The organism is Cobetia sp. ICG0124, assembly GCF_004006355.1.
GTDB classification, from domain to species: Bacteria; Pseudomonadota; Gammaproteobacteria; order Pseudomonadales; family Halomonadaceae; genus Cobetia; species Cobetia marina.
The window spans coordinates 146,370-158,207 of sequence record NZ_CP024893.1 but is presented as its reverse complement, the minus strand read 5'-3'; the positions used below and the strand labels follow the sequence as shown (position 1 = coordinate 158,207).

Sequence of the window (11,838 nt, the reverse complement as noted above, 5' to 3'; positions counted from 1 at the left end):
CACCATGAGCCAGTTTGAACCCGTTCCCCCCAGTCCGGTGGCAATCCCCCGTCACGATGACCGCCTGACCCGCCTGCTGCGCCCTCGGCTGCTGCGCATGCTCGACAGACTCGAGGGCGGCAGCCTGACCGTGCTGGAAGGTCGTGAGCGCCATGTGCTGGGGCAAGGGGGGCCACGTGACATCACGCTGCGCATCCACGATTCGCGCGCCTGGCGGCGCATGGCACTGGGGGGCACCGTCGCGGCGGCGGAAGCCTACATGGACGGTCAGTGGGAGACGGATGATCTGGTGGGGCTGGTGCGTCTGTTCGCCTTCAATCTGGAACAGGTCAATGACTCGGTGGACAGCGGGACATCGCGCCTTTCCAAGTGGGCGCTGAGTGTCGCCTACGCGCTGGCGCGCAATACCCTGGCGGGCTCGAAGCGCAATATCTCGGCGCACTACGATCTTGGCAACGACCTCTTCGCGCTGTTCCTCGATCGCGAGCACCGCATGTACTCCGCGGCGGTCTTTCCGCATCCCGAAGCAGACCTCGAGGAAGCCTCGACGCACAAGCTGGAGCGACTGTTCGACCTGCTGGAGCTGGGGCCACAGCATCATCTGCTGGAGATCGGTACCGGCTGGGGCGGCCTTGCCATCCATGCTGCCCGAACGCGCGGCTGTCACGTGACCACCACCACCATCTCCGATGAGCAGCATGCCTATACGGCGGCACGCATCGCCGAGGAAGGACTGGAAGATCGCATCACGCTGCTCAAGCAGGATTATCGTGCCCTCGAAGGCCGCTTCGACCGTATCGTCTCGGTGGAGATGATCGAGGCGGTCGGGCATCAGTATCTGCCGACCTACCTGAAGACTCTCGAGCGACTCCTCAAGCCCGAAGGCCTGATCGCCCTGCAGGCCATCACGATCCGTGATCAGCGTTTCGCGGCCGCCAGCCGCGAGATGGATTTCATCAAGCGCTACATCTTCCCGGGCGGCTTCCTGCCCTCACATGGCGCCATACTGGGTGCCATGCAACGTGATACCCAGCTGAACCTGCTGACACTCGAGGATATCGGCCTGCATTACGCGGCCACGCTCAAGGCGTGGGGGCAGCGTTTCGAGGCACGCCTCGACGATGTCTATGCACAGGGGTATGACGAACGCTTCGTGCGGATGTGGCGCTACTACCTGGCCTACTGTGAAGGGGGCTTCCGGGAGCGCACCATCGGCACCTGTCAGCTGCTGCTGGGAGGCCCTGGCGCCCGCCCGGTGCAGATGGGACTCAAGGACTGGAACGCCTGAACGTGCGCTCTCCACGCATCACCCCACTGCTGAATGCCGGGCTGTTTCAGCTTGGCTGGTTCAGCTGCGTGCTGGGGGGCGCCTGGGTCGCACTGCTGGTCACCCCGCTCATTCTGGCCGCGCATCTGGGCTGGGTCGTCCCACAGGCCCGGCGCGCACGAGAGCTGCGATGGCTGGGGGGCTTTCTGGCACTGGGCATGGTGGTGGACGGCGGTCTGACCCTGGCCGGTGGCTACTCGCTGCCAGCCACCGCGCCGGACTGGACACACTGGCTGCCGCTGCCCGTGTGGATGTGGTGCCTGTGGCCGTTGTTCGCCAGTACCGTACATCATGCATTGCACTGGCTATGGCAGCGCCCATGGCTCGCCGCCATCGGCGGGGCGACAAGCGCGCCCCTGTCCTATTACGGCGGCGCTCAGCTCGCTGACGTCACGCTCGCCGATTGGCTGTTGCCGGCACAGGCCCTCATCTGGGGCGGGCTATGCCTGGCCATCTCGCGCTGGAAGATGGACAACTGGCCGGATTCATAGCCATTGAGACGCTCGATGACGTCCGCCGCCGGCGCGGGACGGGAGAAGTAGAAGCCCTGAATCCAGCCACAACCGTGCGATACCAGGTACTCACGCTGCTCTGCCGTCTCGACACCCTCCGCGATCATCTCCATGCCCAGCCCCTTGGCCATCGCCAATACCGCCATGGTGATGGCCGCATCGGAGCGCTCCCCCGGCAAGCTGCGAATGAAGGCGCGATCCAGCTTGAGCTTGTCCACTGGCAGATCCTTCAGATAGGACAGCGACGAATAGCCGGTCCCGAAATCATCCACCGCGATCTGGTGGCCTCTGCTGCGCAGGGTCGCCAGCCGGCGCGAGATGTCACCGGCGCGCTCATCCAGCAACACCGATTCGGTCAATTCCAGGCCGATGCTGTCCGCCGGCACGTCATACTCCAGCAGCAGCGCGGCCAGCGAGGCCTCGAAATTGCCCTGTATCAGCTGCAGTGCCGAGACATTCACCCAGATGCACAGGCGGTGTCCCGCACGTCGCCAGTTCGCCTGCTGCTGCACGGCCTCGCGCAGCACCCAGTTGCCCAGTCGCAGCATCAGGCCATGGCGCTCGGCCAGCGGGACGAAGTCAGCAGGTGACACCGGCCCACGCAATGGATGCTGCCAGCGCAGCAGCGCCTCGACACTGCTCACCTTGCCGGTACTGGCCTGATGCTGACACTGGTAGTGCAGCTGCAACTGGCCATGGCTCTCGAGCGCTGCCCGTAGATCGTTGGCCAATCCCAGCTGGAGATCGGCACCGGAGTCCAGCGCCGGCTGGAAGCGCATGTCGATATTGCGACCGTGGCGCTTGGCGGCGTAGAGCGCGCTTTCCAGGCGCTGCATCACCACTTCGGGATCACGCCCGTCCTCCGGTGCACGACAGCTGCCGATCGAGAGCGCCAGGTGGAGAATCTGATCGTCCACTTCCAGTGGCTGGGTCAGCGTCGAGCGCAGCTCTTCGATCCACTCACCGTGGTCTCCCCCCGCCGTGGTTCGCAGAATCACGAACTCGTCACCGCCGATGCGTCCTGCGACACCGCCGCGTGCCAGCTCCGTGAGGCGCCGCGCGAACAGCTTGAGCAGACGGTCTCCCCCCTCGGTGCCCAGCGAGTCGTTGATGCTCTTGAGGGCGTCGATGTCGATCAGCGCCAGGTCCAGGGCTTCACCGGCCCGCAAGCTGCCCAGACGACTCACCATCAGGTCACTCAGACGACGTCGATTGGGCAGGCCGGTCAGAGTGTCCTCCAGCCCGATGCGCTGCAGGTCTTCCTCCCGCGCCTTGTGGCGCGAGATATCCGAGAACAGCGCGATGTGGAACACCTCTCCTGCGCGCTCCATGCGTCGCGCCCTCAGCCACTCAGGGTACTCATCGCCCTGCTTGCGCCGGTTCCAGACCTCGCCCTCCCAATAGCCATGCACCGCCAGGGCCTGCCAATAGCGGCGATAGAAGTCCTCGTCATGGCGACCCGAGGACAGCAGGGAGGGGTTGCGCCCGATGATCTCCTCCGGCGCGTAGCCGGTGATCCGACTGAAGGCGGCATTCACCGCCAATACCTTGTTCTGACTATCACTGATCAGGAGTCCATCGCTGCTGAGGTGCACGGCCGCCTCCAGCAACTCGCGCCGCAGATGCAGTCGGCGCATCAACCGCAGGATGTCCGCGCCTGCCAGGATGACCGGTATCAGCGCGCACAGTCGCAGTTCGAGGCCTGGCAGCCACGGCATCAGGCACAGAGCAATGACTCCCCCCCAGATGAGGGGGCGATTGAAGGAAGCATTCGGCCACATACCGGACCCTCGGTCGATCTTATCGACTGGCACGCCAAAAGCTGAAGCAGATATTTGCACCGCCCCATGGTGCCCTTTAGTCTGCCCCCCACGTGCATTCAGTGGGGCCAGCCATTAGACTAGCCCCATTCGGGCGTTGTTACGCCCCGTACGGCATAACCATCCCGCTACTCGGAATGACTCAGTGACCAAGCAACACTCCTTTACTCGCGACGAGCTGCTGGCCTGCGGCCAGGGCGAACTCTTCGGCCCGGGCAATGCGCAACTGCCTGCTCCCAACATGCTGATGCTGGATCGCATCACTCACATCAGTGAGGAAGGCGGTAGCCACGGCAAGGGGCAGTTGATCGCTGAGCTCGATATCACTCCGGACCTGTGGTTCTTCGACTGCCACTTCCCGGGCGATCCGGTCATGCCGGGCTGCCTGGGCCTCGATGCCATGTGGCAACTGGTCGGATTCCACCTCGGCTGGCTTGGCAACCCGGGCCGCGGTCGTGCGCTGGGCTGCGGAGAAGTGAAATTCTCCGGTCAGGTCCTGCCGACCGCCAAGAAGGTGACCTACACCATCAACATCAAGCGGGTCATCACTCGCAAGCTGATCCTCGGCATCGCCGATGGCACAGTCACCGTTGATGGCCGCGACATCTATCAGGCCAACGACCTGCGCGTCGGTCTGTTCACCTCCACTGCGAACTTCTGAACGGGAGGCTCCCATGCGTAGAGTGGTAGTCACCGGGCTGGGCATTGTTTCCTGCCTGGGCAATGATCGCCAGCAGGTCCTGGAATCCCTCCAAGAGGGACGTTCCGGTATCCGCCGCAAAGAGGAATACGCCGAGCTTGGCTTCCGCAGCCAGGTCGCGGGCGTAGTCGACATCAACCTCGAAGACCATATCGATCGCAAGCAACTGCGTTTCATGGGAGATGCCGCGGCGTATGCCTACATCTCCATGGAGCAGGCGATCGCTGATTCCGGCCTGAGCCCGGAGCAGGTCTCCAACGAGCGTACCGGCCTGATCGCCGGTTCCGGTGGCGCATCTTCCGCCAACCAGGTCGAGGCCGCTGACATCATGCGCGCCAAGGGCCTGCGCCGCGTCGGACCGTACCGCGTCACCCGCACCATGGGCTCCACCGTCTCCGCGTGCCTGGCCACGCCGTTCAAGATCAAGGGCATCAACTACTCGATCTCCTCGGCCTGTGCGACATCGGCTCACTGCATCGGCAGCGCTGTCGAGCAGATCCAGCTGAACAAGCAGGACGTGGTCTTCGCTGGCGGCGGTGAAGAAGAACACTGGACACTGTCCTGCCTGTTCGATGCCATGGGCGCGCTCTCCACCAGTTACAACGACTCGCCGGAAACCGCGTCTCGTCCGTACGACACCACCCGTGACGGCTTCGTCATCGCTGGCGGTGGCGGCATGCTGGTACTGGAAGAGCTGGAGCACGCCAAGGCACGTGGCGCCAAGATCTACGCCGAAGTGACAGGCTACGGCGCAACGTCAGACGGCCACGACATGGTGGCACCGTCCGGTGAAGGCGCCGCACGCTGCATGCGTCAGGCGATGGCAACCGTGAACGGCAAGATCGACTACATCAATACTCACGGCACCTCGACGCCAGTGGGTGATGTCGCCGAACTCAAGGCCATCCAGGAAGTCTTCGGTGCGGACAGCCCGGCGATGAGCTCCACCAAGTCGCTGACCGGCCACTCTCTGGGCGCCACTGGCGTGCAGGAAGCCATCTACTCGCTGCTGATGATGGAGAACGACTTCATTGCCGCCTCCGCCAACGTCAGCGAACTGGATGAACGCGCCGACGGCCTCGATATCGTCACCACTCGCCGTGATGGCGTAAAGATCGAGCGTGTGCTCTCCAACAGCTTCGGCTTCGGTGGCACCAACGCCTGTCTGATCCTGGAGCGCTTCCAGGACTGAAGCGCTCAGACGCCCACGCTGTCTGCCGGTGCCTTTTCCTCGAGTGGCGGACGTGGAGTGCGGGATATCCGCTGCAAGGTGTCTTCCACCCACCCCTCGACATCCGCGATCACCGCATCCGGCTTGCGGCCGGTGGTCTCGATCGCAGGCCCGAAGACGACATGCAGGGTGCCAGAACGCTTGATCCAGCTGTCATTGGGCCAGATCTCGCCTGCATTGTGGGCCACCGGGACGACCGGCACTCCAGCACGACAGGCAATCGCGGCACCTGACTTGTTGAATTTCTTGCGCGTCCCCGGTGCCAGGCGCGTCCCTTCCGGGAAGATCAGCACCGTGAAGCCATCCTTGAGCCGCTGCGTTCCCACGCTCAACACCTGCTTGAGCGCCTTGGCGGGCTGCTTGCGGTCCAGCGGAATCGGCTCAAGCAGCTTGAGCCCCCAACCGAAGACGGGAATCTTGAGCAACTCCTGCTTGAGCACGGTGCACAGCGGCCGCTTGACCACCTGCAGATAGATGGTTTCCCACTCACTCTGGTGGTTGGAGAGCAGAACGCATGCCCCTTCGGGCAGCTGCTCACGTCCGCTGACCTCTACCCTGACGCCACAGGTAAGACGGAACCACCAGAGCACAAGGTGGTTGTAACTATGCAGAACGCGATAACGTGCCTTGAGCGGCAAGCAGGCTGCCACGGGTACCAGCACCAGGGCACTGAGCAGCAACGCCATGAAATAACCGAAGTAAAACAACACACTACGCAGTGCATTCACAGTAAAGATCTCCGCACGTCAGACATCCTCTTGAGGTGAGGTCACCGGGGTGCGCTGTGCCACCCAATCGTCCAGCAGGCGGGACAGCTCCAGCCGCCAGGGTTTCTGATGCACCCCGAAGGTCTCCAGCACTCGTCGACAGTTGAGCACTCGGCGCAGCGGAGTTCCCGAGTTGAGCGTCAACGCCTTGATCGGGCCGGGTGATACCTCCTCCCCGATCCCCTCGAGCCGAGTGATCAGCTGAGTCCGCACCACGCTGATGAAGGCGTAACTGCTGACAGGCTCGGTACCCGCCAGATGATAGGCGCCCCAGGAACCCGCACCGCAACGTTGCTGTTGCAGCATGCCGACCAGCGCCATGGCCACGGCGTCGACACTGGTCGGGCACAGGATGACGTCTTCCGCAGCGCGGACTTCCTGACCCGCGAGCAACGACTCGATCAGCGTCGGCAGCCAGGCATCACGGCCATCGGGGCCGAACAACGGCCCGAGACGCACGATCAGATGGCTCGGCAATTCGGCGCGGATACGGTCGCCCGTGGCGATGACCCGACGCAATGCCGTATCGATGGGGGACGGCACCTCTTCCTCATCGAGCAAGCCTTCCCCGCCCTGCTCGAACATCTGGTCCGCCACGCACCACACCAGCGGCGTGTCTGTCTCGACACAGGCCGCCAGCACGGCTTCCACGTGCTCGGCATGCGCCGTGACGTCTGCCGGTGCCGAGTCCGCAGGACTGACGAAGGGAGGCACGATCACCACATCCGCGCGATGCGAGCGAATATCACTGGCGTCGATACGCACGGCATCGAGCACTTGAAGCTCGAGATCCGTACGGGTGTTGGCCACTCGGGCCAGGCCGAGGCTCAGGCAATGCCCGGCATCCAGCAGCAAGAGTTTCACAGGCACACTCCGGCAAACAGACGCATCGGCACGAAGCGTGCCGATGCAAAGGCGACATTCTATCAACCTTGCAGGCTGGCTGCAGGCCCGTTGTCGCGCCGGGGACCAGAGGTGAGCAGCACCCCTCCCAGCGGCTGGGGGCGACCGATACCATAGCCCTGAACGAGATCGACACCGATCTGCTCAAGTGCCGGCAGCAACTCACGTCGCTCCACGTATTCGGCGATGGTGACGATGCCCATCTGGGCACAGATGCGGCAGATGGCCGAGACGATGGCAGCGTCCAGGCTGTCACGGGTCAGATTGCGCACGAAGGCGCCATCGATCTTGAGCTGATTGACGGGCAACTCCTTGAGATAGGCGAAAGAGGACATTCCGCTGCCGAAATCGTCCAGCGAGAAGCTGCAGCCAAGGCGACGAATGCCACGAATGAATTCGCGTGCTTGCGCCAGATTGCTGATGGCGGCCGTCTCGGTGATCTCGAAGCACAATCGCTCAGGCGCCACGCCACTCTCCTCGATCATGGTGATCAGCTGATCGCGCAATGGCATGTCACTCAGGCTTTGCCCCGAGAGATTGATGGCCAGGATGGCGTCTTCTTCAATGCGCCCGTCATTGGATTTCAGTACCTGCAGCGCTTCAGTGACGACCCAGACATCAATGGCAGGCATCAGCCCGAAGCGCTCGGCAGTGCCCATGAAGTGGGCCGGGGTCATATGCTCGCCCTCGGCATTGACGTAGCGCAGCAATACTTCGTAGTAAGGCCCACTGGAAGGGCGGCACAACGATTCAATCGGCTGGATATAGAGCGTGAAGAAGCGTTTCTCCAGCGCTTCCTGCAACAGAGGCAACCATTGGAGCTCGCGCTGGGCACGCTCGAGCCCGGCATCTTCCTCGTGATAGGCATGCACCTGGTTGCGACCATTCTGCTTGGCCATGTAACAGGCCGCGTCGGCCTGACGCAGCACTTCCGTGGCCGGTGCACTCCCCGTGATGGACGCCAGGCCGATGCTGACACCCAGCTGGAACTGACGCCCATCCTCGAGATAACGATAATCCGCGATGGTCGAGCAGAGTCTCGAGGCGCGCTCCAGTGCCTGTTCACGATTGCATCGGTAGAGGATGACCGCGAATTCATCGCCTCCCAGACGGGCGAGCACATCAGAATCCCGGATCTGCTCGCGCATCAGATGCGCAATCTCGCGCAGCACGGTATCCCCCGCTGCATGACCGCAGGTGTCGTTGATGACCTTGAAGAAGTCGAGATCCAGATACAGCAATTGATGCAGATCGCCGTCTTCCAGCGAGGCCCCCAGAGCATCATCGAAGGCACTGCGGTTCTGCAGCCCCGTCAGACTGTCATGATGGGCCTGGAAATCGAGCCGACGAATCATCGCCTGGCGATAACTGATGTCACGGAAGACCAGCACGGCACCTTCCACCTCATCATTGCGAGCGCGTACCGGAGACGCCTTGAGCTCTATCGCACACTCACTGCCATCCCTGGCGACCAGCAGGGTCTGGTTCGCCATGTGCACGACCTCCCCGCGGCTGAGCACGACATCCAGGTGGGTATCCATCATGTGGAGGGAGCCCTCATGGCGCAATTGCAGAATGCGCGCCCAGGGGCGGCCCCGGGCCAGCGCGGGATCCCAGCCACACAATTCTGCCGCGATGGGATTGATGTGGCGGATCATTCCCTCCCGATCAAGGCTGATCACCCCTTCATCGATGGAATCCAGCATCACGGTCACCTGATCCCGTTCGTGACGCAATTCCCGGGTGCGGTACTCCAGCAGACCGCTCAACCGCGCCCGATAGTGTCGACTGCGCCGCACACGACTTTCTGCCTTCAGCGCCAGCAACGTCAGTCCCAGCACGGCCAGTGAGGCAACCCCGAGTATCACTGCCAGCCAGACATGCTGCCCGGCACCACTTCCATCGCCGCCATGCCCAGATAGTGCATCCCTGCGATCGCTCCCCCCATCAGCAACGCAGCAAGGGCCTGATAACTGCGACGCGGGCGGCGTTGATGCAGAAAGAGCCCTCCAAGCCAAAGCGCAGCCGTCGAGGCGATGACGGCCACCAGAATCGACAGTCCCAACAACGGGGCATCGTAGCGATACGCCATCGGCATCTGCATCGCCGCCATGCCGAGATAGTGCATCGAAGCGATCCCGCCCCCCATCACCGCTCCGCTGCCAAACAGCCATGGCAGCGTCAAGCGCGACAGCGTGTTGGCCCACAGCGCCAGTCCGGAAGAGAGCACGGCCACCATCATCGAGAGTAGCGTCAAGCCCCACTCATAGGTGACCGACGTACCGATGTCATAGGCCAGCATGCCGATGAAATGCATTGACCAGATGCCCAGGCCCATCGCCAGAGCCCCACCCAGCAGCCACCCCAGGCGACTGGCACGCGACACCGACAGCGCGACCTGCCGAATCAGCTGCAAGGCAGCATGAGATGCCAGTACCGCGACCAGAATGGAAAGCAATACCAGTGAGGGGGAATAGCTACCATGCATGAATGACCTCAATCATCGGGGGCCTGCCAAGGGGAACGAGCTGAAAGTGGACATTGCGGGGCCGGCGGCTGACCACCGAAGTTGCCACCCTGCTGCGGTGCCGGCGGCTGGCCTGCCGAACTGGCCACCCTGCTGCGGAGCTTGCCGACGTGCCTGCTGCTGACGACCGCCGCCACTGAAGCCGCCACCGCCGCCGCCTTCACCACGGGTATCCAGCATCTGCATGTCATTGGCGACGATTTCGGTGCTGTAGCGGTCGTTGCCGTTCTGATCCTGCCACTTGCGCGTCTGCAGACGACCTTCGATATAGAGGCGTGAGCCTTTCTTGACGTATTGCTGAGCGATTTCCGCCAGCTTGTTGAACATCACCACACGGTGCCATTCGGTACGTTCCTGACGCTGACCGCTCTGACGGTCATTCCAGGTATCCGTGGTGGCGAGGTTGAGGTTGCACACCGCACTACCGGACGGAGTGAAACGGACTTCCGGATCCTGACCGAGATTACCGATCAGAATGACCTTGTTTACGCCGCGAGCCATGAAGATTACTCCTGAAAATAGACCGGTGCACATCAGGCACCGGCGAAGGTATCGAGTGCACTGACAGTGATCTGCCAGTGTCAGGGTTCAGCTGGCAGGTGCCTCGGCACCTGCCGGAGTTTCGCCATCACGCTGACGAGTGAAAGTCGCCAGCGCCTTGTCATCCAGTGTATCGCGTGTGACCTTCAGATAGGCGACCTGTTCCTCACGCACGACCAGAGCTTCTTCCACGCCGGCAATGGCCAGCAGGCGCGTCTGCAACTCGACGGCCGGAAGCCTCGCGGCTTCTGGCGACAGGCCGACCACTTCACTGCCAAGATGTCGCGGCGGCTGCATGTTCCAGACCACAGCCAGCCACAGCAGCGCCAGCAACCCCATGCCGAAGAAGACGCCACTCAGCCCGAAATGGCCCGTCAGCCAGCCGCCGCCGACACCCCCCACGAAGGCACCGAGGAACTGGCTGGTCGAATACACCCCCATCGCGGTGCCCTTGGCACCGGCCGGCGCCAGCTTGGAGATCATCGACGGCAAGGTGGCTTCCAGCAGATTGAAGGCCACGAAGAACAGCCACAGCAGGCCAAGGAAGGGCACGAGACCTGCGTGCTCGATGCCATCCACCCCCAGCAGCAACAGGCTTGTCGCGATGGTCGCCACGGCGCCCAGGAAGACCGGCTTCATGCGGCGGTACTTCTCGGCCACGATGACCAGCGGAAGCATGGCGACAAACGCCAGGCCCATCAAGGGCAGATAGACCCAGCCATGATGGGCGGGCGCGATGCCGAAGTTGACCAGCTGCTGCGGGATGGCCACGAAACAGGCCGTGAGGATCATGTGCAGCGCAAAGATCGACACATCCATGCGCAACAATGCGGAATTCGCAAGAATGCCCTTGAGCTGGCGACGATCAAGCCCCACATCTTGATGCTGACGCCTGGGTGCAGCAGGCACCAGTTTCCAGAGTACGAACACGCTCGCCACGGCCATGATGGCCGTCAGCCAGAAGACGCCCGAAAGTCCGAACGCATCCGCGGTCAGGGGTCCCGCGACCATCGCCAGCGCGAAGGCGACGCCGATCGACATGCCGATGGAGGCCATCGCCATCGTGCGCACCTCCTCTCGCGTCTGATCGGCCAGCAGCGCCATGATCGCACCTGCCACGGCACCGCTGCCCTGCAGGCAACGACCAAGGATGATCATCTCGATGCTGTCGGCATTTGCCGCGACCAACGAGCCAAGGATGAACAGCCCGAGTCCGAAGCCGATCACGGCCTTGCGCCCGAGGCGATCGGACAACCAGCCGAAGGGGATCTGCAGCAGTGCCTGGGTCAGGCCATACCCGCCCAACGCGACGCCGACCAGCGTCGGCGTCGCGCCAGCCAGATCACGGGTGTAGAGCGCCAGCACCGGCAACACCATGAACAGCCCGAGCATGCGGGTGGCATACAGGCTGGCAAGGCCGACGATGGCGCGACGTTCCGGCGCTAGCAGTCGAGAGGTCTTCATGGATGGCGGCGGGCTCCGGAGCAGGACAGTCAAGAAAGGGAGGATGG

At 63.0% G+C, this 11,838-nt stretch carries 11 protein-coding genes; 4 read left to right on the top strand and 7 right to left on the bottom strand.

Translation table 11 applies throughout. The features are described from left to right. Positions 1–4: 4 nt before the first annotated feature. A complete protein-coding gene (locus CU110_RS00785) occupies positions 5–1,288 on the top strand; it encodes a cyclopropane-fatty-acyl-phospholipid synthase family protein (RefSeq protein WP_077373381.1) in 1,284 nt (427 codons plus the stop codon). A gap of 2 nt (positions 1,289–1,290) precedes the next feature. Continuing rightward, a complete protein-coding gene (locus tag CU110_RS00780) occupies positions 1,291–1,818 on the top strand; it encodes a DUF2878 domain-containing protein (protein WP_127734322.1) in 528 nt (175 codons plus the stop codon). Here the strand turns inward: CU110_RS00780 and CU110_RS00775 are convergent. Continuing rightward, positions 1,704–3,557 (bottom strand): EAL domain-containing protein, encoded by a 1,854-nt coding sequence (locus CU110_RS00775; protein ID WP_346427150.1) that lies wholly within the window; start codon positions 3,555–3,557, stop codon positions 1,704–1,706. The two genes, CU110_RS00780 and CU110_RS00775, sit on opposite strands and share 115 nt — an antisense overlap. Positions 3,558–3,804: 247 nt before the next feature. On the opposite strand from CU110_RS00775, the gene fabA reads away from it, so the two are divergent. Further along, positions 3,805–4,320: a 3-hydroxyacyl-[acyl-carrier-protein] dehydratase FabA gene (gene fabA, locus CU110_RS00770; protein ID WP_077373372.1), complete on the top strand. Its 516-nt coding sequence runs from the start codon at positions 3,805–3,807 to the stop codon at positions 4,318–4,320. A gap of 13 nt (positions 4,321–4,333) precedes the next feature. Then, positions 4,334–5,551, top strand: a complete 1,218-nt coding sequence (gene fabB / locus CU110_RS00765; protein ID WP_077373369.1) for a beta-ketoacyl-ACP synthase I — start codon at positions 4,334–4,336, stop codon at positions 5,549–5,551. A gap of 5 nt (positions 5,552–5,556) precedes the next feature. Here fabB and CU110_RS00760 read toward each other — a convergent pair whose 3' ends face one another. The 6 genes from CU110_RS00760 to CU110_RS00735 all read right to left on the bottom strand — a co-directional run bounded on the left by CU110_RS00760 (position 5,557) and on the right by CU110_RS00735 (position 11,791). Next, entirely contained in the window at positions 5,557–6,276 is a 720-nt protein-coding gene (locus CU110_RS00760; protein ID WP_077373500.1) for a lysophospholipid acyltransferase family protein, read from the bottom strand. A gap of 60 nt (positions 6,277–6,336) precedes the next feature. Beyond that, positions 6,337–7,221, bottom strand: coding sequence for a sugar nucleotide-binding protein (locus tag CU110_RS00755; RefSeq protein WP_077373366.1), 885 nt, complete (start codon positions 7,219–7,221; stop codon positions 6,337–6,339). 62 nt (positions 7,222–7,283) lie between these two features. Next, positions 7,284–9,128 carry an EAL domain-containing protein gene (locus CU110_RS00750; RefSeq protein ID WP_127734318.1) on the bottom strand — a complete coding sequence of 615 codons (1,845 nt, stop codon included), beginning with the start codon at positions 9,126–9,128 and terminating at the stop codon, positions 7,284–7,286. Beyond that, on the bottom strand, positions 9,125–9,748 hold the full coding sequence (locus tag CU110_RS00745; protein WP_127734316.1) for an MHYT domain-containing protein: 624 nt from the start codon (positions 9,746–9,748) through the stop codon (positions 9,125–9,127). Before CU110_RS00745 ends, CU110_RS00750 begins: the two co-directional genes overlap by 4 nt. Positions 9,749–9,760: 12 nt before the next feature. Continuing rightward, positions 9,761–10,288 carry a single-stranded DNA-binding protein gene (ssb, locus tag CU110_RS00740; protein WP_127734313.1) on the bottom strand — a complete coding sequence of 176 codons (528 nt, stop codon included), beginning with the start codon at positions 10,286–10,288 and terminating at the stop codon, positions 9,761–9,763. An 87-nt stretch (positions 10,289–10,375) separates the two neighbouring features. Continuing rightward, positions 10,376–11,791, bottom strand: a complete 1,416-nt coding sequence (locus CU110_RS00735) for an MFS transporter (protein WP_084207746.1) — start codon at positions 11,789–11,791, stop codon at positions 10,376–10,378. Between the last annotated feature and the right edge of the window lie 47 nt (positions 11,792–11,838).

What these genes read in the sequence shown, in the direction of transcription:
- ssb (WP_127734313.1), bottom strand. Translation starts at nt 10,288, where the DNA reads ATGGCTCGCGGCGTAAACAAGGTCATTCTGATCGGTAATCTCGGTCAG.
- fabB (WP_077373369.1), top strand. Translation starts at nt 4,334, where the DNA reads ATGCGTAGAGTGGTAGTCACCGGGCTGGGCATTGTTTCCTGCCTGGGC.
- CU110_RS00735 (WP_084207746.1), bottom strand. Translation starts at nt 11,791, where the DNA reads ATGAAGACCTCTCGACTGCTAGCGCCGGAACGTCGCGCCATCGTCGGC.
- CU110_RS00775 (WP_346427150.1), bottom strand. Translation starts at nt 3,557, where the DNA reads ATGCCGTGGCTGCCAGGCCTCGAACTGCGACTGTGCGCGCTGATACCG.
- CU110_RS00760 (WP_077373500.1), bottom strand. Translation starts at nt 6,276, where the DNA reads ATGGCGTTGCTGCTCAGTGCCCTGGTGCTGGTACCCGTGGCAGCCTGC.
- CU110_RS00745 (WP_127734316.1), bottom strand. Translation starts at nt 9,748, where the DNA reads ATGCATGGTAGCTATTCCCCCTCACTGGTATTGCTTTCCATTCTGGTC.
- CU110_RS00785 (WP_077373381.1), top strand. Translation starts at nt 5, where the DNA reads ATGAGCCAGTTTGAACCCGTTCCCCCCAGTCCGGTGGCAATCCCCCGT.